Origin of the sequence: Muriventricola aceti (genome assembly GCF_025567565.1) — a bacterium.
Lineage (GTDB): Bacteria > Bacillota > Clostridia > Oscillospirales > Oscillospiraceae > Lawsonibacter > Lawsonibacter aceti.
Genome location: NZ_JAOQKF010000005.1, coordinates 59,830 through 79,335 on the forward strand (window position 1 = coordinate 59,830; position 19,506 = coordinate 79,335).

Consider the following 19,506-nt stretch of genomic DNA (forward strand, 5'->3'; position numbering starts at 1 on the left):
GTGTACAGACCGGCCAGCAGCAGGGCGCCCAGCACCACAGCGATCAGGATCTTCACGGCGGTGTCGATGTAGCCCTCGCCGCGGGTGTTGGAGAGCGACTCGGACAGGCGGGCGCGGGTACAGCTCATCGCGCAGTGGGCCTTGCAGGTCATGGTCTTCACGGTATTGGACATCTTGTTGAGCATCTTCTTCATAAAGCAGTTCCTCCTCATAATTTTGAAAATAAATTGTGGTTGGTATTCTCGCATGTCACAGGCCCATTTCCTGTGCCTGCTGGGGGGCGGTAGGGTCGGGCGCGGACTGGCGGGACTGGCTCATGCCCTGGGACAGCGCCTGCCGATAGGCGCTGATCACCGCGTTATCAAATTCCATGCGGGCTTCTTTTGTGCAGGGGAAGCAGATATCCTTGTACTCGCCGTTCCCGGCTTTGTAGCTGGGCATGGATACAAACAGGCCCCTGCTGCTCTCCATGACCTTGACGCCCCGGACGGCAAAACACCCGTTGATGTTCACCGAGGCGGTGGCGCGGCAAGTCCCTTCCGGGCGGAGCGTGTGGATCTTGACGTCATAGTGGGTGGGATAGACCGCGTGGGGATCGCCCACAGCGGGCGGCGTCTGCGCCGCGGCCTGTTGCGTTTTGGTCGCCATGATTTGATTCCTCCTATTCTGAATTTACAGGGTCATGCACATGTCCTGACTCTGTTCGGGCTGGTCCGTGAAGTCGATGGGCTGGAACCCATAGCGGTCCACATAGTAGAAGGCGCTGCCGGAGGGGCCGTACAGCTCCACCACATCGGAGATCGCCAGCGGCTGACCATCCGGGCCCAGCGGGGTGCGGCTGAATTTGTTCCAGAGCTTTTCCAGGTCATTGTCCTGGATCTGGCCGTCGTAGACCACATGGTACTGTTCGGGTGCGGGGCCGCCAAACTTCTGCGCCATTGCGTCAAGCCCAATGAAGCGCATCTGGATCGGAGTACCGGGCTTGAGCTGCCAGATCCGGCAGGACTGCAGCTCCGGTGCGCTGTCACGGGCATGGAAGCCCTCGTTGGCAAGGCGTTCATAGACGCCTTCCTCCCAGCGGGGGACAAGCCCGTGCCGGGTCAGCCAGGATTCCAACTCCTCGCGGCGGAACTGCGGATCGACGGTGACTTCCGCCTGGTCCTTCGCCTGGTATCCAATAAGGCTTCCATAGTAGACCAGGCAGCCGTTTTTCATCTGAATGCTCACAGCGATATTCCTCCTTTCTGTTTTATCAGGTCATTTTCATCACCCCCATATCAGGCTGCTGGGGCTGAAGCTCAGCCAGCTTTTCCTTGGCCCAGTCCGGGAGGAATTCTTCCCGGAGCACACCGATGAAGTCAGTGCGGTTCCACCTTGTCTGCTCTCCATCGCCAAGGCAGGTGGAGCGGATAGAGCGCCCGATGGCGTGGGGTGAACAGCCGAATCCGTCATGGGCGTACCAGAGCTGGTTCTCTGGCGACCAGCAGCTTTCCCGAAGCGTGTCCGGGGAGAGGACCAGGACCTTGCCCTCATAGTCGAGGCTTTCAAAGGAATCCGGCTCACAATGCTGCGGGCCGAACAGTCCAAGGCTCTGGTATGCATCCCGCATCATACGAACAAAGCCATCCAGAATGGCTGGATGGCTCTTGACCCTATAGGATGTGTTGTGGTCGGCATCGGAGGGAACATAGGTGCGCCTTGCCCATTCCCGATTGCTCGGGCTGAACCGGCCGTCGTAGCTGAGCATCTGCAGCGTATTGGAGAGAACGAAGTTGATCCGCTTATAGCCCCATTTATCTACGAGAGGCTGCAGGAATGCGTCATCCAGATGTGCGCCATCAAAATGGGTTCGGATGCCCTCCTCAATGTCGCGGGCACACTCCACATTGGCGCAAAAACTGGCTCGCCAGAGGGCCAGCTCATTCCGGGCGCGGGCTTCGGTCGCAGAGTAGGGGTAGAGGTAAATCTCTTTTTCCATCCTGACGCTCCCTCCTTACGGCAGGCACCACTTATCATGAAATCGGATGGAGAGTGGGCTGATGCCCAGATCATTAAGCAGGCAGCAGAACTCCGCCGGCAGCTCCCGCAGTTCCTCGGTCGCGGGGACAATGATCAGGGCGCCGTCCGCCGCCAGCACTGAGATATCCTCGCCCAAGGGGATGGACGCCTCTGCCAACATGCCGGCCGGCAGGTTGAGATCAGGCCCCTCGCTGGTATAGCCGGCGCACCCTGCGTCCCCGCAGACACGGCTCACAAAAAGGCTGTTTGCATCACAGTCGCAGATATACTGGTCTGTCGGTGTCGTGACGGGGACCTCCTCTCCGGGTTCATACCCCATTCCACGCATAATGAATGCAGGCAATACCAGTGAATCATCTTCGCGGACCTTTACAGCGGTGTGTACCTTACTCATCTTTGCGCTCCTTTCGACCATAGGCGCTGTCACCATAGATCACATCTTCAGCTATCAGGTGATTCTCCAGCGCGCCCATACAGACATCCAGTCTGCTCAGCAGTTCCAGAATGTTCTCCGGCACATCACGCAGGTCGTAGGAGTACCCCGCCATAGCAAGTGTGACCGTATGATTATCCTCGTTCACCACCGCGCAGAGCTTGGCGTCGGCCCGAATTCCAGCTTCTTCCCGGATATAATCCGGAAGTTCCAGCATTCCGCCATCCAGGCCGTCGTAGGGACAGGCCGTTTCGCAGCCTTCACAAAAGCCGCAAACCTTGGCCAGATGGATGATGAGTTCCGCTGCCAGCTTGTTGAGCGCCTCTGCCGTCGTCAGCAGTTCCATGGCATTCATCTGCTGCTTCATGATCACCGCCGCGCGCTCCAGCGTATGGATCTCGATCCTGTCGCCGCCCTCCAGACCGCTGATCTTAAGTGCGGCGCTGGGAACATGAAAGGAACCGTTGGGCAGCTGCATAATGAATTTCATTTTCTGTTGTCCTCCTATATCATCTGATTCAAAGTTGGGAATGACTTCGCTTCCTGTTCCGCCAGCAGATCTTCCCGGAAAGCGGTCAGATCCTCTGTGGTGGGCGTATAGTTTCTTGATTCAAGGGCGGTCAGCAGCGCATAGGTCTGGCCGACCTCGGACAGCAGTGTCCGAAGACCTTCCGAGGCCATATCCGCCCCCATCCGGCGCAGCTGTGCGGAGAAGGTCACTCGGTAGTGCGGCTGACCGGGAATACTGTCGATCCGCATAGCCAGTCCAAGATAGGCTTCGTTTTGCGGCCGGATATAGACTTGCCCCACTACACTGGGGCAAACCTGAAGGCGTCCCTGGCTCATTTCCTCGATCAGCTTCGCCGCTTTCTGGAGCTTTTCCAGTTCCGTCAAGGCTTCAGCCATGTTGTATCACCCCCTGTCAGGTCAAACAGATTCATCTGGGACGGCGCCACCCGGCGCCGCTCATGCATATCGTAGTTGGCGATGATCAGCTCGGGGAATTGGGCGCCATTGTCATACCGCTGCTTGATGTTGTTGATTCGGGTGGTCTCCATGAGGTAGATGCCGGGCCGGTCATACAGGCTTCGGATGAATGCATCATCATTGTAGGAAAGAAGGAACTTGCCTTCGATCCGCATCAGCACATCCCGCAGGCGGATGTGGTCCGCCTCTGTAAAGCCGTCCTCCCCGATATTTTGATAGTAACCCTCGGTGGCGTGGTAGGGCGGGTCGAGATAGAACAGGCTCGCTGGGCGGTCATACTGCCGGATGAGTTTCTCGAAGTCCTTGTTCTCAATAACTACCTTAGCCAAGCGCCGATGGGCCTGTTCGATGAGGGGGAAGTTGCTCCGCATATCGTGGGGCTGGCTGCCGAAGCTGGTCAGGCCCGAAGCATAGCTGTACCGGATGAGCTGATAGAACCAGGCGGCCTTCTGCACATCGCTGGCGGGGCTGTCACGGGCCAGCGCCGCGCGGACCGCATCGAAATCCTCCCGCGCGTTCAGCACATACCGGAGCGATTCCATCAGCTCCTGCGGCTTATCTCTTACACATCGGTAAAGATTGACCAGCAGGCTGTTGAAATCGTTGTACACCTCGAAATCATTTCCGGGCGGCTTATGGAACAGCACCCAGCCGCCTCCGCCAAAGACCTCGATATACCGCTCATAGTAGACCGGGAATAAGGTCACGATCAGTTCCCGAAGTGCCTTTTTCCCACCGATCCAGCTCATGAAGCTATTCAACCACATCACCGCCTTCCAGCGGCAGCCGGGTCTGTGCGGTGTCAAATTGCTCCAAGGACCGGTTCAGACCGCTGATAGCGGCGGCGATTCCGCTGATCCGTCGTGTCAGATGGGCGATGGTCGCCCGCACCTCCTGTTCTGTAGCGGCGTAGAAGTACCCGCTGCCACTACTGGCGATGGGGATTCCCTTGCGGCGCAAGCGGTTGACCATCTGACGCACTTCGATCCCCTTGATGGAGAAAATGCACTCCAACTCCCGGCTGGTGGCGGCATTCGATTCGCCGGAGTGGTACCGTTCCAAAAATTCCGCCAGCCGTTCTTCCTGCATAGATGCCTCCTTTCCGGGGTGCTTTTCCGAAAAAGGGCATAAAAGAAGAGGGGGCCGTTTATCCCTCTCGGAAAAACGGCCCCATAGTTATTTTTGGCTATTTATTTTTCTGTAGGATCACCCCCTTGCGTCAACCTCTGGCGTGTTGCGTAATTACATGGACATGGTCGGGTTGTTGGGCGGCTGGCTGTACTCATAAAGGATCTCGATCCCGTTCCAGGACACATACCCATGCTCTGCTGCCGACAGACCGAGGTTTCTCATTTTTTGGTTGGCGTAGCCCTCCGCATCAAAGCAGGACACGAGAAGTTCGTCCGTGGGATAGATGCCGTCCTGCTTTGCCAGCATTTTGCCGTAGTCTGCAAGCTCCATGTCGCGGGGTAGGAAATTGTAGCAGCGAAGGTTCTGCGCCAGATCCAGGGCGTAATCCAAGCGGTGGCAGTCCTCCAGCTCCATCACCGCCTGCCATTTGTCCAGCCATCGAGGTTCGCCCTGACCCTGCTCCGCCCACACATACCCAAAGTCGATAGCGTGGCGAATAAGCTCTGCGGCAGAATCATACTGGGAGAGGATGTCCCTAAGCTGAGGCAGGCCGCAGTCCACATCCACAGCGATGCACTCGGTCAGCGTCTCTACTTCCAACGCATCCAAAGCAAGGAGCAGTTCATCCGGATGTGACGAGTCCATATATGCGCTGGTGTCCGGGAATCCCACCCAGATGCCCTCCATATTGCTGCGACTGGCCAGCTTGACTCGGATGCCATAATCGCCCTTGTCGGGATACTGCGTCAGGTCGCCGTCCAGGAGCGGAACTGTCAGGGATGAGATCTTGATGAAGTGGCCGTCACAGAATGCGCTTCCGACTTGCTGCCGAAATGCGGCCCCGACCTTCGCAGGATCGAGATATGCCCGTGCGGAGGAGGCCGGGTGTTTGATCCGATTCATTACGAAGTGCCCCAGTCCAATATCATCCCCGGCGCCGTAGAACAGCTCATAGTGATCCAGCTGATTGATGAGCTGAAGCACATCAAAGGTCTTTTCCGGTCGCTCGATCTGCATGGCCCCACGAAACAGCATGGATTCTTTGGCGGTCATGTTCTCAAACCGGCGCTCCAGCCAGTCGTACTCGGATTTGGTCATCTCAAAACCGTCCAGCAGATCGAAGAGCTTGCGATCTTGCGTACTCATCGCGGTATCATCTCCATTCCAATTTTATTTTCTTCTGTATTTTCCGTCTGCTCCACACAGCGAAAGGGACTCCACCGCCTGCAACAGGGACAGGCGACCATGCCGTTCGCAGCGTGGTCGATTTGTTCCTGTGTTACCTCACCGGGCGTATGGCAGCACTCATTGGCTACCGTGACAAGGTGCGCTGTTCCCAATGCCTCCGGCCGGTATTTTCGGTTGAAGGGAACAAAGTGGACCCAGCGCGGGTTATCAAACATCCGGTCTACATGCAGCCGCAGCGCCTCTTGTCTGACCTCCTCTTTGGATGCATGGACATAGTTGTGGTCCGACTCCCATTCGATGAGGGACTTCAGCAGAGCAGATTCCCCCTTGCGGTCGATCAGAGACTCGGCAATCTGGCACCATACTTTTTCCTCGATCTCTCCGAGATCGGTCTTCACTCCTGACCAGGGATGGTATTTTTTGTCCCGGCCGGAGCCGCTGCTGTTGCAGTAGAACACACCATGGAGCCAACGGATATCCGGGAAATCGATGGTAGCCAGATCCACTTGTTCGGGGGTACTGATTGTTTGCTTGAGAATTAAGAACACCTCCTATTACGCATGCATTTTGAATGTGAACCTGCCTCCGGCTCCTGTGTGTTATCCAAGCTCCATTTCTCCCATCCGCGGCTCCTGCTTCTGTTGTCCGATGCTCTGGATGGGTTGCCCATCCCGGCGTTCCAGCAGGCCGTACTCGGTCTGAATACTGTTGCGGGAGGCCAGAAGTGCCTGACCGTAGGTGTGAAGATTGATATGAGGTCGAATCAGCTTGATATCCTCTTTCGACAGTGAAACAGCAAGTTCTTCTGCCGCAACATCTTCAGGAGATGCAATGGCCGAAGAGAGGATGTGCTCATCAAGCTGTTCTGCCAGAACCAGTGCGTCCTCAACATGCTGGCACTCTGTGGCCGCTATGAGCGCCTTGTAGGCGGGGAGATTTTGGGTCGGCATTCGGGTGAGCACATCGCCAAGCTGCTTGATGGTTTCAAATGGTACTGCGCTGGTGATGTGTTCCTTGAGCTGCGGGACTTTGCAGTCCAGGCAGGTACACTCAACCGCACCCCAGTCAGCATATCCCAGGCAGCTTACCGCCATCTCCAAAACACTGTCTTCGGCGGGAAGCTTCAGCTCCACGACATCGGTCCCGCCAAAGGGAAGGTCTTCATGGCGCGCCGCCAGCCGGAGATGGATCGCATAGTCCGGCTCGACAGGCCGACACAGGAGGATCTCCGGCACCGAATTCAGATCAGAGTGCTGGACTACATAACCGCCCAGATCGGAGATCCCGCTTGGCACATATACACCGCATTCACCTGTGCGCGCCATTTCCCCAATCTTTTCAAAGTCCAGAAGCTCAAAAACTGCATCTGGCAGTCCTTCCACTTCCGGCACAAACCCGTTTTCCGCATAAAACCGCCCCAGCTGTCCATCCGACACGACCGATTCCACCACATGGCAGCAGTCCGCGCTTGCCGCCAGATCCCGAAGGCGCTTGAGTGTGAGGGGCTCCTGTTTCTGGAGTTCCACCCGCACCAGCCCCTCAAAGGCGGTGTGCTGCCTCTCGTCAAGTCTGGAGAGGCGCTCTGCCAGATCGTTCAGCTCCGGCAAATTTGTTGCCGAGCAAGTAAGGCAGGAGCGCAGCACCTCAAAGTCGTGGTAATCTATGATCTCCAGATACAAGGAATCACCCTCTGGGAGCCGTGCCTTGTCCAGTGCGTCCAGCAGCTCCCAGGGGCTGGCCGGGAGCTCCAGTTTAGCGTAGGCCAATTTGCTATAGTCTGTGGATGTCAGATAGACGCTGAATAGTTTTTCATCCAAGGGTCATTCCTCCCATCTCTGATTCCTGATGCTCCTCGTACCATTTGGGATCTGCTCCCGGCACATCCCAACCGTGCATGCTGCCGGTGAGCATGGCCTGCTCCTGTGCCGGCGTGATGCCGCGGCGCTGGTTGTTGTAGTCCGCCAGCCGACGGTTTTGTTCTCTGTCATCTGTGCTCCAGTCGCTGGGGTAGTAGCCGCTCTCGCCCCGCTTGATGCAGATGAGCGTTCCCTCACCAGGAAGGACCGACCAGCACAGATCCGGCAGGCGGGTGAGGGAATCCGGCGAGAATTTTTCTTCCTCTGTCTGGATGCTCCAGTTCTCAGAGTTCCAGAGACTCACATAGAGCTCACCCTCATTCAGTTTGATGGCGCACTGCTCAAAGCCCTCGCCCCAGCCATCTGAAGCTTGGCCGGAGATGTAGTCAGCCAAGGTCTCCTTTTCTTCCGGCAGGAGTTCACTCATTACCTTGCATTCTGCCACACACCACAGTTGACCATCGCGGCTCTCCACATCGAATACTACGGAGTGGACTTTGCTGTTGACCCCATCCTGTTTGTCGTACCAATGCATCAGGCCGCGCCGTTTTTCGTCAGGCATCTGGTTTTCCAGAAGCGCCTCATGAATACAGGACTGATAGTCCCTCAGCTCACGCCCATCCAGATCGTCGCCATACTCCTCCAGATCTCCCCAGTCGTCGTAAGCATAGAGCTGGGCAGTGAGCGGCATGTAGAATTTCAGGGTCTGGGGTTCCGGGCGGAAGACTTGGAACCGGTCTTCGCCAATGCGGAGCGCAAGACCGCTGCCATTGTCCCACTGAATATGGAACTGCGCATCGTCATCAATGCACTTCAGCGTTCCCATACTGCCGGGGGCAATGGGGTGGGGGTCGTCTTTCATCTCAATGAGCCGGATGCGACTTCCTTGGGGATATTGCTCCCGGAGAAAGTCCAGCCATTCCTTTTGTACTGTCATCTTGTGTCCTCCTACATCATCATGCTCTGGTCACAGGTCGCGTTCTCCAGCTCCTGGTGGAGCTGCGCCACCGCCTCGAAGATGACCGGGTCATTTTTGAAACTGTCCAGTTTCTGGTGATCCGAGAAGAAGTTCTGCTCCCCATCTGCCGTGCGCACGATATCTACGGTGGCGATACCGTCCTTGGTGACGCCCAGCCGCTTTTCGGGGCAATCGCTGTCCTGATAGAGGCGGACCGCCTCCTCCAGGGTCAGGCCCCGGTGGAGCTGTTCCTGGGGCGTATTGCAGTCTGTCATCACAAACCAGGCATAGGTATGGGGGAGCGATGGGTCTGCCGCATCCCGAAGGGCCTGCAATCCTTTCTCTGTCATACCGTAATTGCAGGTTCGTTTGGGGTTCGCCTCGCCTGCGAAGTCCAGGATGATATCATCCACCGCCTTTCTGACCTGGGGGTCCTTCGTGAGGGCCTCGTACCGGAAGCCGGTGGTGTTCCGGTACGGAAGCTCCTCTTGTATGGTCTGGAGATACTGTGCTGCGTCGGTAAACTCCTGACGGGTACCGTCCGCATAGCTGACCCGGCCCACGACGGTGTCCTGCTGGGCCATCTCCTGCTGGCGCTTGTCGTAGCAGTAGAGATAGCCCTGGTAATGTCCTGGCACCGGCGTACACCGCAGGCAGAATTGATACTGCTCCGTTTCTGCGATGTATCCGAAGTTTTCTCCGTCTGCGGTAATTGCTCCGCCATGCTGCTGGCAGTAGCTGCGCATAGTGGACAAGTCCTTCAGGGGGCCGTCCCGTTGCAGCGCATCTACCACAGTCTGGATCGCCTTCTTGAATTCTGGGGTATTGAATTGGTCCTCATTGTGCGGCCACCAGCTATGCCAGAATTCCTTCCCGCCGTGGCCGAAGTCGATTCGCACATGGCCTACCGTGCCCAGCGCCGCATCCTTGGTCTCGTCCAGCTGGGAATAGAAAAGACCCGCCTCCTCAATGGAAGCGGGCCTCAATACCGGAAGCATCTCCGAAACGATTCCTTTTTCAGATGATCCATTCCTTTTCATTTTTTCACCCCTTTCGTTTTACACATTACATCATTAGAAAATTTGACTGGCCAGCGGTATATGACAGCTCACCAAAAGCCTCCTCAAACTCGCTTGCAGAAAGTTTGAAAACGGGCTGTGCTTCGGTCTCTCCTCGATAGATTGGAAAGAGTGTTTCGTTGATTTTCTCCCGAAGTGCTTTATCGGGGCAGGACATGATGTGCCATCCGGATGAGTAAACGATCAGATGATCCGTCAAGTCTGTTAGGAGCATGGAGTCGGCGATCTTATAGCAGGCAAGGAAATTGGCGATATTCTCAGGTGTTCCGGCAAAATACTCCTCTTTGGGACAGAGGCCGATCCCTACGCGGGCATGGATGATACATTCCGATGCCAGCAGCTTATCTACTTGCTCTTTGTAAAGACCTGTGTTCTTAAGCCTGTCCGCATTTTTCTGATAGATGTTTGGGAACAGGCATCGGATCGTATCCAGTGAATATGGAGTTGTGATATCTGGGCGTGTGGGAAGCTCACTATGAATGGCTTCCCAGGTTTCTGGAGCAAGTCCATCATAATCCAGGCTGTTCAAGGCGCTGTATATATCACTCATATTCTCGGGATCGATGCGATCCATCTTCATGCTGTAGGCGGTATAAGCAGCAAACCCGAAACTGCGAAACTCTATCTTTTCCCCAGCCTTTGGAACATCAGCCAGGGTGTCGGGATCATTGACCGCATTGATGAATACCTCTTTGCCGCGTGAGATGAGCCAATATATGAAAGCCTGCAGACCGTCGTATGAAGGAGTGGCACCCATCGCTTCACTGGCTGCGTGAAGGTCATTCCTGTATGCCGCACCGAGGTATTCTTGCTGGATCATGTGAAAGTCCAGAATATCCTTCACACTAAGTTTCAGCAGTTTATCCGTTGCTACAGCCATAATGCTTTCCTGATCATGAGTGGGACACAGTTGGTTGGTTTCATCAATGAGATTCCAGAAGTCCTCCTTTTTCATTCCATCACCATACCTTCGCTTGCGATGTCTTCGACTTCGTCCTCTGCTTCGCCAAAACCAGCGGATTGCATATACTCGTTGTATCGGCGTGAGTATTCCTCATAGGCAGCGCCGCCGATCTCCTTCAGAAAGTCTTCTTTGAAGTGCCAGAGAGGATATTGGCAAAAGCCGCTATTTTTTGACAGCCCGGTATCCTCGGCGATCCCCTGGATCAGAAGCTGCTGGGCAAAATAGCAGTTGTTGGTATCGATATATGCACAGTCTTTGGCGCTGATAAACTCGCCAAAGGACACGGTAAGGACAGCATATTCTTCATCACCATCTGATTCGTTGCTGATCTCATCCAGAACAATGGCAAGACCTGGCATCTCTTGGCCCATAAAATCTCTAACGGAGTATAGCTCCACACGAGGCTGCAGATCGATCTGCTCGCCAAAAAGATCATTGATCTTGAATATCCTATGTGCGGAGCGGTCCGGATTGGGGGGAGCGGGAGATGCCTCGGAAGGCTGATCTGACATTCGCGCCCAAATGCGGGGAAACTGAACGGAGTAGTTTCGCGGGAGATGAATGCTGGGGGCATCTGGATGCTGGGGGATCTCGCTTTGAATATCCATCACAAGCTGGTCGCTTAACGCATGCTTGTCCAGGTCATCATATGGTTTTGTGTAGCGATCCATGCCGGTGAGATTGAGTTTTCTTTCATATGCATCAATGGCGCAAGCACTAAATGCCTCAAAGTTCATTTCATTTCCGGCATGGGGATTGGCGGCCAGCGTATCCGGGTCGCGCATAGCGTCCATATAAATATCCTTACCTTGGGAGATCAGCCATGTGCGAAAGTCAATAAATCCATCATCGGACGAATGAGCACCTAACGCAGTACAGGCTGCCCATAGGTCATTGCGGTACGCCGCATTGGTATATTCCCGCAAAATGAGGTGCCAGTCCAAAATATCCTGCGGAGAGTAATGGAGCAGCTCCTCACACATCTGCTTTGCGACCATTTCATGATTCCCATCGGGAACGGAGTGATTAACGGACTCAATAGTTTTCCAGAATTCTTCTTTATTCATTTGTTTTTTCCTTTCTCTAAGATGGCAACGGGAACAATACCACAGAGGCAGTCGAAAGTCTATCATAAGTTGATAAATAAGGGCGATATCCTACATCTTGATATGAAGATCTGTGATATTTTGATCTGACTGCTCAAAAAATTCACAGTCGTTCCAGCTGTCTTTGGCCGCTATAAAATGATCTGTAAGCTGCTGGGCTGTCACCGGCACATTAGCGGGCTGGTCTGTGTACTCAAAATCATCTCGAGTAAGCTCAAACCAACAGTGATCGACTTGGGGGTCAATTTTTTCGAACTTTCTTTCCGGCAGCCCCACCTGATTCGGAATGAAATATTCTCCTGCGTCACAGCAACTAAGGATCACATTGATTTGCTCAGGAGTCAATACACCCTTGATCACACAGCTGTTGTGAACTTTATAGTTGTCTGCATCCCGGTACAGATAATGGATCTTTGTGTTCATGCTTCCGTTCACCCCATCTGAAAGTCAAGCTCCGCCTGGTACTGTTTCGCAGGATCATCCATCATCAGTTCTTCCAGTGCAAGCACCCCATGATAGGAGACATACCCGCTCTTTACGACCCGACCTTCTTCTAAATTCATGCGCTCCAGACCATATCGGGCATAGTCGTAGAAGTCGCACAAATTTTCATCGTACTCAAATTTTCCGGACTTCTGGATCATATAGCGGCCATATTCCTCCACATTCTGGACGCTGGGGGCATAGTCAAACTGCTCCAGATTCTCTGCCAGCTGCCTGACTTGCGCGGCGGTTTCCGGCTGTGCGTATTCCACCACCGCGCCCAGCTTTTTTATTTCATCGGTACTCAGCTGCTGGATCGACCGGCACAGCTTGTTCAGCTCCTCCAGGCTCTCTGACTCCATATCCAAAACACAGTCTACGGCATCCGGAAACTCGCTTGCCTGAAATGACAGCTCCATATCCGCCGGATCAACGATCCCTGCCCGAATCAGGGAACGCTTGATCTGGAGGTCTGGCGCGGGCAGATACAGCCAGGTTTGGGGAGCGCCCTTGCTCTCCTGTACCGTCAGGGTCAGCAGGGGAGGTTCATAGAAATACTGCGGGAAATGGCGTCCATCATAGACTTGCGAGAGGCACATACCGTTGTCATAAACCACCCCATACGGTGTGACAACTCCGTCCCCCTCATCAATGAGAAGCAGGGCAGTTTCATAGCCATCCAGGTTGTCCAGCTCCTCTTTACTGGCGCAGCCGCCGTTCAACACCATGAAATGTTCTCTGCCGACCTGCTCTAAATCAGAAAAATCTGTGATGACCGTGACCTCCTGACAAGAAAAGGTCAGGTTGATCAGGTCGGCCATGTCGGAATAGTCGTAGCTGACCGCCGCCCCCTGGAACTGAGCGTCCTCCAATGCACAGCAAAAGCTGTCCAGCCGCTTGGCCAGGTAGTCCAACTCGTCGATATTGACAGGTTTCCCCTCCAGCCGCTTCAGAATGGGGTACTCACCAAGGATCTCGTCCATTTGGCAGTCCCTCGCCAGGGGATCTCCCATGTCCATCGCATTCAGCGCCTCCATGATTCCGTCATACTGGTTGTGCGGGATTGGGAGGGGAACGGTAAACTGTCCGTACTCGGGATGCTTCGGATTTGATAACACAGCATTCATTCTCATCGTATTCCTCCAATGCCGAGCCCTACATCTCCATCTGAGGGCTATAATCCTGTCTGTGTTCCAATTGGGGATCCAGGTCAGGGACAGAGAACTCGATTTTGATTCTGGCTTCTTGGATGGCTCTTATCTGTTTGTCATTCAAATTTGAGTCTTCTGCCAACAGATGATCCGTTGCACGATAAATCTCTGTCAACTCCTCATTGGAGAAGAGACTGGCTTTGGGGATCAGACCAGAGCGGACAGCGAAGTCCCGTTTGGCTCCTGCAAAATCATCCTCATAATAGTGCCCATGGCTGACGCCGACCCTTTCATAATCCCAGATCCATGTAACGAACTCATAGCCCCGGCCGGTGCCTCGCTCTCTGCCCGCCAGCACAGCCCCGCCGAAATCCGCAAGCAGATGAAACTTATTGTCAAGACCACGAGCACGGAGCAGGAGGGTGTTTTCCATGGCCTCCACATATTCAAATACTCTGTCGGCTGCAGTGGCGACCCTGTGATACAGCTCGTTGGCCTCCGGATTCTTGCTTCCAGCCGGAAGCAGGAAAACCTCATTCCCAGGGGAAACAGAAAGGACAGGTTGGCCATGGAGGAAAACCTCCAGCCGCCTGTCCTCTCTGTTACGGGATTCAATTTGCTCTTTTCTGAGGCACCGGGATAATTCTTCAAAAAATTGTTGCGCCATATAACAACCTCACATTCTTTTGTTTTCTATTTGGGGAATCGGTTTCTACAGCAGAATAAAAAAGGCCGAGATCCTGTAGTAACAAGATCCCGGCCTCAAAAGATATGCCTGATAGAGTAAAAATTGTGTGCGTTCGACTCCTGCCAGAGTGGATGGCACAGGGTAAAATATCGGAAAAATAAGGCCCGTAGATCTGCTGATCTACGGGCCTCGGAAGCCTTGAAAATACTGAGGTTTTGTCCTCAATATCTTTTTTAGCCTCCCTTTTTGGTGCGGCTGACGGGAGTCGAACCCGTACGCCCATACGGACACAAGCACCTCAAGCTTGCCAGTCTACCAATTCCAGCACAGCCGCAAAGAGCGGTCCAACGACCGCTTGATTATTATACTGTCCCAGCGGAGATTTGTCAACGGGATTTTTCCCACTTTAGTCCTTTTCCGCCTTCTGGGCAGCAATGGCCTCCCGCTCCTTCTTCAGTTCCTCATAGAGCTGGTGGGTATCCCACTCCTGATTGGAAGCAGTCAGAACAGCCTTCAGAGGGATCGGAGGCAGCTTTGCCAGACGGATAACCTCCAGCACCTGGTTGAGCAGAGCGTTGTTCAGTCCGCAAAAAACCAGCATAGCTTCTGGAAGCGCCTCACTCATTTCTCCGCCCTCTCCTCTACCAGCAGCCAGATCAGACAGAGCTATGTGGTAACGGTCCGGCTCTACTACCCGCATCCGCAGCCGCAGCATGGCGAAAATCTGCCGCAGCTTAGAAAACTCCGGTCCGGAGAGGTTGTACATCAGGATAGTACCTGCGTTTCCTACACGCTTCATATCAAAAATCCTTTCCATGCCGGCACGGGGTTCGCCGCGCCGGGTCGTTTCTGATTCAGACTGCCTCCAGGGCCTGCTCGATGTCAGCGATCAGGTCGGCCGCGTCCTCGATGCCGCAGGACATCCGCACCAGGTCCGGGGTGATCCCAGCGGCGGCCAGCTCCTGGTCGTTCATCTGCCGGTGGGTGGCGGAGGCGGGATGGAGGCAGCAGGTCCGGGCGTCAGCCACATGGGTCTCGATGGCAGCCAGCTTCAGGTGCTTCATAAAGGTTTCAGCCGCCTTGCGTCCGCCCTTGACTCCGAAGGATACCACACCGCAGGTCCCGTTGGGCATGTACTTTTTGGCGACCTCATAATACTTGTCCCCCTCTAGGCCGGGGTAGGTGACAAAGCTGACCTTGGGGTGGTCCTTCAAAAACCTGGCCACAGCCAGACCGTTCTCACAGTGGCGGGCCATACGGACGTGGAGGCTCTCCAATCCCAGATTCAGCAGGAAGGCGTTCTGGGGGGACTGGATGGAGCCAAAGTCCCGCATCAGCTGGGCGGTACACTTGGTAATAAACGCGCCTGCCTGCCCGAACTTCTCGGCGTAGGTGATGCCGTGGTAGCTGTCGTCCGGGGTGGTCAGGCCAGGAAACTTCTCAGCGTGGGCCATCCAGTCAAAATTGCCGCTGTCCACAATGGCGCCGCCCACAGCCGCTCCGTGGCCGTCCATATACTTGGTGGTAGAGTGGGTAACGATGTCACACCCCCACTCGAAGGGGCGGCAGTTGACTGGAGTGGCGAAGGTGTTATCCATGATGAGGGGCACACCGTGGGCATGGGCCGCCTTGGCGAACCGCTGGATGTCCAGCACGGTGAGGGCGGGATTGGCGATAGTCTCGCCGAACACTGCTTTGGTATTGGGCCGGAAGGCGGCCTCCAACTCCTCGTCAGAGCAGTCTGGCTCTACAAAGGTAAAGTCAATGCCCATCTTCCGCATAGTTACGTGGAACAGGTTATAGGTACCGCCATAGATGGTGGAGGAGGCAACGATATGGTCGCCGCAGTTGGCGATATTGAAGATGGCGTAGAAGTTGGCCGCCTGACCAGAGGAGGTGAGCATGGCGGCAGTTCCCCCCTCCAGCTCACAGATCTTGGCAGCAACATAGTCGTTGGTCGGGTTTTGCAGCCGAGTATAAAAATAACCACTGGCCTCCAGGTCAAAGAGCTTGCCCATGTCCTCGCTGGTGGCGTACTTAAAAGTAGTAGACTGGACAATGGGGATCTGCCGGGGCTCTCCGTTTCCAGGGGTATAGCCGCCCTGGACACACTTGGTATTGATTTGATAATCACTCATAAAATTTCCTTCTTTCTTATGGGGCATGGCGGACAGGACCGCCCCAACATCTGGGGGATAGTTAAGCTTACCCTCCCGTCCGCGATTTGTCAAGTAGCCGAATCGGCCCCCTCCATCAGTTCTTCGGTCAGTACCGCCTCCCCAGCCTGAAGGAGCTGGTGGCTACGGTAGCTGGTGGTGTGACCCTCTGAACGTATCTCTACCCACTCTACGCCCTCTAATTGTGACAGGGTAAGGACGATGCAGTAGTCGGCAAGCGTCAGGGCCATATCGGTCAGTCCCCCGTATTGCTCTGACAGATAGACAGTGACCGTTTCACCCTCCCGCTCCCAGGAGCGCAGAGCTACTCCTCTGGGGAATGGGGAGCGCAGTCCCTCCTGTGAGGGACCAGACAGCAGAGCCAGAAGCAAGTCTTCCGGGGTGGGCCGTCCACGGTCCTCCGGCCAGTCCAGGGGCTGGGTATCCAGTGCCGGCCCGTGTCCTACCCCACTGCTCACGGCGAAATAGAGCTCATACTCTCCCTTCTCTTCCCCGCCGCTCCCGCAGCCCGGCAGCAGGCGCAAAGCAAGAAGGAGTACCAAAGCCAGAGCGAGGGTCCTTCTCATCCTTCTCCCTCCTCGTCCCGGTCCGGCTGGGCGGTATACTGGGGGAATCCCACGGTAAAGAGGGTCCCCTCTGGGTGGCGGGGCCTGGCAGTAATCCAGCCCCCGTGACGGCGGACCGTGTCCCGTGCGATGGACAGGCCCAGTCCGGTCCCGCCGGCCGCCCGGGAACGGGCCTTATCCACCCGGTAGAAGCGGTTGAATATCTTGGGCAGGTCCTCCTCCGGGATACCTACCCCCGTATCCCCCACCTCAAGCAGGACCTGGTCTGTGTCCCGGTAGACTGACACAAAGACCTTACCGCCTGGGAAATTGTATTTCACGGCATTTTCGATCAGATTGAAACAGATTTGATACAGGTCGTCCCCTGTGCTTCGGACCACACAGTCCGCCTTCAGGTCCTTCTCGATGGTCACACCGGCAGCGTCAGCCACAGGAAGGAGCATAGACACCGCCCGGTCTGCCACTTGGGACAGGTCCACTGGCTCAGTCTGTCCAGCAGGCAGGCTGTCCAACCTGGTCAATGCCAGTAAATGCTCAGTGATGCGGGTCAGTCGGTCTGCCTCCGCGCCGATATCAGAGACAAACTCCCTTGCTGTGTCACGGTCAATCTGGTCGTTCTGGAGGATGGAATCCGCCAGTAGACGGATGGAGGCCAGCGGTGTTTTCAATTCATGGCTGGCGTCAGACACAAAACGGCGGCGGACCTCCTCCGTGGTCTGGAGCCGGTCGGTCAGCTGGTTGAACTCCTCAGCCATCTGGGCCATCTCGTCCCGCCCCTCGATCTGAAGCCGGTGGCCGTACTCCCCTTCGCCCACAATGCGGATGGCCCGCAGGAGGGCGGCGATCCGGGCGGTAAGCATCTTGGAGAAAAATGTGGACATGACCAGGGTGGCCGCGGCGATGACCAGTGAAATGGTGCGCAGGTTCTGCTGTAGGCTGCTCAAAAGCTGCCCCTGGGCCGCGTCTACCTCCAGAATATAGATGGAACCGATGATCATGCCCCGGTAGACGATGGGGGAGGCGGCGGTTGAGGTAAACACATCGTTCTCATAGCGGGAGTAGAACACATCCTTCCCCCGCAGCGCCCCCACCACCTCCTGGTAGAGGGCATACCGGTAGTGTGGTTCCTCTGGCTCCTCCTGGTTCTCCTGGTCCTTCTCCCCCGCCTCCAGGCTGTCATAGAGGATCAGACCTGCCGGATCAGTAACCAGGATACGGGACAGCCCCATGTTGTCCAGCATATTCATTACCCTGGCCACCTGGTCGGCGGAGAGAGACTCCAGCTCCATGAGAGCGGAGGCCATCACCGCCGTCTGGCTCTTCAGCGAGTCCCGTTTGGAGGTAAAGAGGAGATCTTGGGAGGCGATGACCGGATAGGTATTCAGCAGCACCAGCACCACGGCGAAAATGACCAGGTAGCTCATGGCATACTTGACCTGAAGAGAGGCAAAAAACGGCACAGTCTTGCCCGGCTTCTTCTGCTGCGGCCCCGCCATTTTGTCTCCCTCCTTCCTTAGTCTGTCCGCCCACACCCACTCGGGGCCGTCGCTTAACGCTCCCGCTCCTCCGGCCGGTTAGACAGAAAGTAGCCCACGCCCCACTTGGTACGGATATACTCCGGGTTGGCCGGGTCCAGCTCCAGCTTCTCCCGGAGCCGGCGGACGTGGACATCTACTGTGCGGTAATCTCCAATATACTCATAGCCCCAGACCACATTGAGCAGATTTTCCCGACTGTACACCCGGCCTGGATTGCGCATGAGCAGCTCCATCAGGTCGAACTCCTTGGCGGTGAGCTCCACCATCTTGTCCCCCTTCCAGGCTGCCCGCTCCCCGGTATCCAGCCGAATGTGGCCTATGGACAGAACGCCGCCCGACTGCTTCTGTCCGGCGGCGCCGGAACGGCGGAGGAGCGCCCTCACCCGCGCCTTCAGCTCCAGGATATTGAAGGGCTTGGTGATGTAGTCGTCCGCCCCGCTCTCAAATCCCATGAGCTTGTCCGCGTCCTCCCCCTTAGCCGTCAGCATGATGACGGGCACATTGGAGAACTCCCGGATACGCATACAAGCCTGAAGGCCATCAATCTTGGGCATCATCAGGTCCAGCAGGATCAGGTCAAAGCTCCCCTCCCGGGCCAGCTCAACCGCCTGCTCCCCATCGTAGCCCACCTCCACCTGGTAGCCCTCGTGCTCCAAGTTGAATTTGATGCCCTTGACCAGTACCTGCTCGTCGTCTACTACTAATATTTTCGCCATGGATAAAAACTCCTTATTCCCTGTCCTAGCCCACACAGGCATACTCCCGCAGCCCATCCAGGATCCCTGGTCCGATCCCGGACACATTGTCCAGCTCGTCCACCGACTGGAAGGGCCCGTGCGCCTCTCGGTAGTCTACAATGTCCTGGGCCCGCTTCTCCCCAATGCCGGGCAGGCGCCGCAAATCATACTGGTCCGCGGTATTGAGATTGATCTTCTCCCCGGGCAGAAGGCTGTCCGGCCTCCCCCCGAAGGAGGAAGATCCCTTTTCCGTCTCCTGGGGCTCCTCCCGGTCGTTCCGGGCGGCAGTCACCTGATAGGGCTGGGCCGCACTCCTCTGGGCCAGGAACCAGCCCCCAGTGAACAGCACAAACCCCGCGGTTAGCAGCAGTATCACCTTATCGAAGCGGGATATATCTCTCATCTTTCTCCCCCCTGCCGCTTGCGGACTGCCGCTGCTTTTGCT

General features: G+C 55.8%; 26 protein-coding genes and 1 tRNA gene. 1 reads left to right on the plus strand and 26 read right to left on the minus strand.

Annotation, left to right across the window (positions count from 1 at the left end):
* The 18 genes from OCV64_RS06935 to OCV64_RS07020 all read right to left on the minus strand — a co-directional run.
* On the minus strand, positions 1 to 194 hold a 194-nt coding region (locus OCV64_RS06935; protein ID WP_262669667.1), incomplete at its 3' end, for a DUF6133 family protein.
* Between the two features lie 55 nt (positions 195 to 249).
* A complete protein-coding gene (locus OCV64_RS06940) occupies positions 250 to 648 on the minus strand; it encodes a SpoVG family protein (RefSeq protein WP_262669668.1) in 399 nt (132 codons plus the stop codon).
* A gap of 24 nt (positions 649 to 672) precedes the next feature.
* A complete protein-coding gene (locus OCV64_RS06945) occupies positions 673 to 1,227 on the minus strand; it encodes a YodL domain-containing protein (protein WP_262669669.1) in 555 nt (184 codons plus the stop codon).
* A 25-nt stretch (positions 1,228 to 1,252) separates the two neighbouring features.
* Positions 1,253 to 1,978 carry a DUF3849 domain-containing protein gene (locus OCV64_RS06950; protein WP_262669670.1) on the minus strand — a complete coding sequence of 242 codons (726 nt, stop codon included), beginning with the start codon at positions 1,976 to 1,978 and terminating at the stop codon, positions 1,253 to 1,255.
* Between the two features lie 15 nt (positions 1,979 to 1,993).
* Positions 1,994 to 2,413 (minus strand): hypothetical protein, encoded by a 420-nt coding sequence (locus OCV64_RS06955; protein WP_262669671.1) that lies wholly within the window; start codon positions 2,411 to 2,413, stop codon positions 1,994 to 1,996.
* A complete protein-coding gene (locus tag OCV64_RS06960; protein ID WP_262669672.1) occupies positions 2,406 to 2,942 on the minus strand; it encodes a hypothetical protein in 537 nt (178 codons plus the stop codon). Before OCV64_RS06960 ends, OCV64_RS06955 begins: the two co-directional genes overlap by 8 nt.
* Positions 2,943 to 2,956: 14 nt before the next feature.
* Positions 2,957 to 3,358, minus strand: a complete 402-nt coding sequence (locus OCV64_RS06965) for a hypothetical protein (protein WP_262669673.1) — start codon at positions 3,356 to 3,358, stop codon at positions 2,957 to 2,959.
* Entirely contained in the window at positions 3,343 to 4,188 is an 846-nt protein-coding gene (locus tag OCV64_RS06970; RefSeq protein WP_262669746.1) for a DNA adenine methylase, read from the minus strand. The genes OCV64_RS06965 and OCV64_RS06970 overlap by 16 nt, the downstream gene beginning before the upstream one ends.
* Positions 4,189 to 4,192: 4 nt before the next feature.
* Positions 4,193 to 4,528 carry a hypothetical protein gene (locus OCV64_RS06975; protein WP_262669674.1) on the minus strand — a complete coding sequence of 112 codons (336 nt, stop codon included), beginning with the start codon at positions 4,526 to 4,528 and terminating at the stop codon, positions 4,193 to 4,195.
* A gap of 153 nt (positions 4,529 to 4,681) precedes the next feature.
* Positions 4,682 to 5,716 carry a hypothetical protein gene (locus tag OCV64_RS06980; protein WP_262669675.1) on the minus strand — a complete coding sequence of 345 codons (1,035 nt, stop codon included), beginning with the start codon at positions 5,714 to 5,716 and terminating at the stop codon, positions 4,682 to 4,684.
* Complete coding sequence (locus OCV64_RS06985) at positions 5,713 to 6,306, minus strand: hypothetical protein (RefSeq protein WP_262669676.1); 594 nt, start codon at positions 6,304 to 6,306, stop codon at positions 5,713 to 5,715. The genes OCV64_RS06980 and OCV64_RS06985 overlap by 4 nt, the downstream gene beginning before the upstream one ends.
* 51 nt (positions 6,307 to 6,357) lie before the next feature.
* Positions 6,358 to 7,575, minus strand: a complete 1,218-nt coding sequence (locus OCV64_RS06990) for an antirestriction protein ArdA (protein ID WP_262669677.1) — start codon at positions 7,573 to 7,575, stop codon at positions 6,358 to 6,360.
* Positions 7,568 to 8,551 carry a DUF4314 domain-containing protein gene (locus OCV64_RS06995; protein WP_262669678.1) on the minus strand — a complete coding sequence of 328 codons (984 nt, stop codon included), beginning with the start codon at positions 8,549 to 8,551 and terminating at the stop codon, positions 7,568 to 7,570. The genes OCV64_RS06990 and OCV64_RS06995 overlap by 8 nt, the downstream gene beginning before the upstream one ends.
* A gap of 11 nt (positions 8,552 to 8,562) precedes the next feature.
* The gene (locus OCV64_RS07000; protein WP_262669679.1) at positions 8,563 to 9,570 is read right to left on the minus strand and encodes a hypothetical protein; all 1,008 of its coding nucleotides are present in this window, start codon (positions 9,568 to 9,570) and stop codon (positions 8,563 to 8,565) included.
* A gap of 67 nt (positions 9,571 to 9,637) precedes the next feature.
* On the minus strand, positions 9,638 to 10,606 hold the full coding sequence (locus OCV64_RS07005) for a DUF4240 domain-containing protein (RefSeq protein WP_262669680.1): 969 nt from the start codon (positions 10,604 to 10,606) through the stop codon (positions 9,638 to 9,640).
* Complete coding sequence (locus OCV64_RS07010; protein ID WP_262669681.1) at positions 10,603 to 11,682, minus strand: DUF4240 domain-containing protein; 1,080 nt, start codon at positions 11,680 to 11,682, stop codon at positions 10,603 to 10,605. Before OCV64_RS07010 ends, OCV64_RS07005 begins: the two co-directional genes overlap by 4 nt.
* A gap of 90 nt (positions 11,683 to 11,772) precedes the next feature.
* On the minus strand, positions 11,773 to 12,144 hold the full coding sequence (locus OCV64_RS07015; protein WP_262669682.1) for a hypothetical protein: 372 nt from the start codon (positions 12,142 to 12,144) through the stop codon (positions 11,773 to 11,775).
* Positions 12,145 to 12,152: 8 nt separating this feature from the next.
* Positions 12,153 to 13,337: an antirestriction protein ArdA gene (locus tag OCV64_RS07020; RefSeq protein ID WP_262669683.1), complete on the minus strand. Its 1,185-nt coding sequence runs from the start codon at positions 13,335 to 13,337 to the stop codon at positions 12,153 to 12,155.
* 163 nt (positions 13,338 to 13,500) lie between these two features.
* Between OCV64_RS07020 and OCV64_RS07025 the strand changes: the two genes are divergently transcribed.
* Complete coding sequence (locus tag OCV64_RS07025) at positions 13,501 to 13,998, plus strand: hypothetical protein (protein ID WP_262669684.1); 498 nt, start codon at positions 13,501 to 13,503, stop codon at positions 13,996 to 13,998.
* Positions 13,999 to 14,002: 4 nt separating this feature from the next.
* Here the strand turns inward: OCV64_RS07025 and OCV64_RS07030 are convergent, their stop codons facing one another.
* From OCV64_RS07030 to OCV64_RS07065, 8 genes are all read right to left on the minus strand, one after another.
* Positions 14,003 to 14,326: a hypothetical protein gene (locus tag OCV64_RS07030; protein WP_262669685.1), complete on the minus strand. Its 324-nt coding sequence runs from the start codon at positions 14,324 to 14,326 to the stop codon at positions 14,003 to 14,005.
* A tRNA-Leu gene (locus tag OCV64_RS07035) sits at positions 14,291 to 14,377 on the minus strand. Before OCV64_RS07035 ends, OCV64_RS07030 begins: the two co-directional genes overlap by 36 nt.
* Before the next feature lie 72 nt (positions 14,378 to 14,449).
* A complete protein-coding gene (locus OCV64_RS07040) occupies positions 14,450 to 14,842 on the minus strand; it encodes a DUF3783 domain-containing protein (RefSeq protein WP_186851937.1) in 393 nt (130 codons plus the stop codon).
* Between the two features lie 55 nt (positions 14,843 to 14,897).
* Positions 14,898 to 16,181: an O-acetylhomoserine aminocarboxypropyltransferase/cysteine synthase family protein gene (locus OCV64_RS07045; protein WP_147571487.1), complete on the minus strand. Its 1,284-nt coding sequence runs from the start codon at positions 16,179 to 16,181 to the stop codon at positions 14,898 to 14,900.
* Between the two features lie 89 nt (positions 16,182 to 16,270).
* Positions 16,271 to 16,786 (minus strand): GerMN domain-containing protein, encoded by a 516-nt coding sequence (locus OCV64_RS07050; RefSeq protein WP_262669686.1) that lies wholly within the window; start codon positions 16,784 to 16,786, stop codon positions 16,271 to 16,273.
* A complete protein-coding gene (locus OCV64_RS07055) occupies positions 16,783 to 18,282 on the minus strand; it encodes a sensor histidine kinase (RefSeq protein ID WP_147571492.1) in 1,500 nt (499 codons plus the stop codon). Before OCV64_RS07055 ends, OCV64_RS07050 begins: the two co-directional genes overlap by 4 nt.
* A 53-nt stretch (positions 18,283 to 18,335) precedes the next feature.
* Complete coding sequence (locus OCV64_RS07060; RefSeq protein ID WP_147571494.1) at positions 18,336 to 19,040, minus strand: response regulator transcription factor; 705 nt, start codon at positions 19,038 to 19,040, stop codon at positions 18,336 to 18,338.
* 25 nt (positions 19,041 to 19,065) lie between these two features.
* A complete protein-coding gene (locus OCV64_RS07065) occupies positions 19,066 to 19,464 on the minus strand; it encodes a ComEA family DNA-binding protein (protein WP_240288248.1) in 399 nt (132 codons plus the stop codon).
* Positions 19,465 to 19,506: the final 42 nt, after the last annotated feature.

Bases quoted from the DNA above. Each gene is read 5' to 3' on its own strand.
- OCV64_RS06940 (WP_262669668.1), bottom strand. From the start codon at position 648: ATGGCGACCAAAACGCAACAGGCCGCGGCGCAGACGCCGCCCGCTGTG.
- OCV64_RS06950 (WP_262669670.1), bottom strand. From the start codon at position 1,978: ATGGAAAAAGAGATTTACCTCTACCCCTACTCTGCGACCGAAGCCCGC.
- OCV64_RS06955 (WP_262669671.1), bottom strand. From the start codon at position 2,413: ATGAGTAAGGTACACACCGCTGTAAAGGTCCGCGAAGATGATTCACTG.
- OCV64_RS06960 (WP_262669672.1), bottom strand. From the start codon at position 2,942: ATGAAATTCATTATGCAGCTGCCCAACGGTTCCTTTCATGTTCCCAGC.
- OCV64_RS06965 (WP_262669673.1), bottom strand. From the start codon at position 3,358: ATGGCTGAAGCCTTGACGGAACTGGAAAAGCTCCAGAAAGCGGCGAAG.
- OCV64_RS06970 (WP_262669746.1), bottom strand. From the start codon at position 4,188: ATGAGCTGGATCGGTGGGAAAAAGGCACTTCGGGAACTGATCGTGACC.
- OCV64_RS06975 (WP_262669674.1), bottom strand. From the start codon at position 4,528: ATGCAGGAAGAACGGCTGGCGGAATTTTTGGAACGGTACCACTCCGGC.
- OCV64_RS06980 (WP_262669675.1), bottom strand. From the start codon at position 5,716: ATGAGTACGCAAGATCGCAAGCTCTTCGATCTGCTGGACGGTTTTGAG.
- OCV64_RS06995 (WP_262669678.1), bottom strand. From the start codon at position 8,551: ATGACAGTACAAAAGGAATGGCTGGACTTTCTCCGGGAGCAATATCCC.
- OCV64_RS07000 (WP_262669679.1), bottom strand. From the start codon at position 9,570: ATGCTTCCGGTATTGAGGCCCGCTTCCATTGAGGAGGCGGGTCTTTTC.
- OCV64_RS07005 (WP_262669680.1), bottom strand. From the start codon at position 10,606: ATGAAAAAGGAGGACTTCTGGAATCTCATTGATGAAACCAACCAACTG.
- OCV64_RS07010 (WP_262669681.1), bottom strand. From the start codon at position 11,682: ATGAATAAAGAAGAATTCTGGAAAACTATTGAGTCCGTTAATCACTCC.
- OCV64_RS07015 (WP_262669682.1), bottom strand. From the start codon at position 12,144: ATGAACACAAAGATCCATTATCTGTACCGGGATGCAGACAACTATAAA.
- OCV64_RS07020 (WP_262669683.1), bottom strand. From the start codon at position 13,337: ATGAGAATGAATGCTGTGTTATCAAATCCGAAGCATCCCGAGTACGGA.
- OCV64_RS07025 (WP_262669684.1), top strand. From the start codon at position 13,501: ATGATCCGTTGCACGATAAATCTCTGTCAACTCCTCATTGGAGAAGAG.
- OCV64_RS07030 (WP_262669685.1), bottom strand. From the start codon at position 14,326: ATGGGCGTACGGGTTCGACTCCCGTCAGCCGCACCAAAAAGGGAGGCT.
- OCV64_RS07040 (WP_186851937.1), bottom strand. From the start codon at position 14,842: ATGAAGCGTGTAGGAAACGCAGGTACTATCCTGATGTACAACCTCTCC.
- OCV64_RS07045 (WP_147571487.1), bottom strand. From the start codon at position 16,181: ATGAGTGATTATCAAATCAATACCAAGTGTGTCCAGGGCGGCTATACC.
- OCV64_RS07050 (WP_262669686.1), bottom strand. From the start codon at position 16,786: ATGAGAAGGACCCTCGCTCTGGCTTTGGTACTCCTTCTTGCTTTGCGC.
- OCV64_RS07055 (WP_147571492.1), bottom strand. From the start codon at position 18,282: ATGGCGGGGCCGCAGCAGAAGAAGCCGGGCAAGACTGTGCCGTTTTTT.
- OCV64_RS07060 (WP_147571494.1), bottom strand. From the start codon at position 19,040: ATGGCGAAAATATTAGTAGTAGACGACGAGCAGGTACTGGTCAAGGGC.
- OCV64_RS07065 (WP_240288248.1), bottom strand. From the start codon at position 19,464: ATGAGAGATATATCCCGCTTCGATAAGGTGATACTGCTGCTAACCGCG.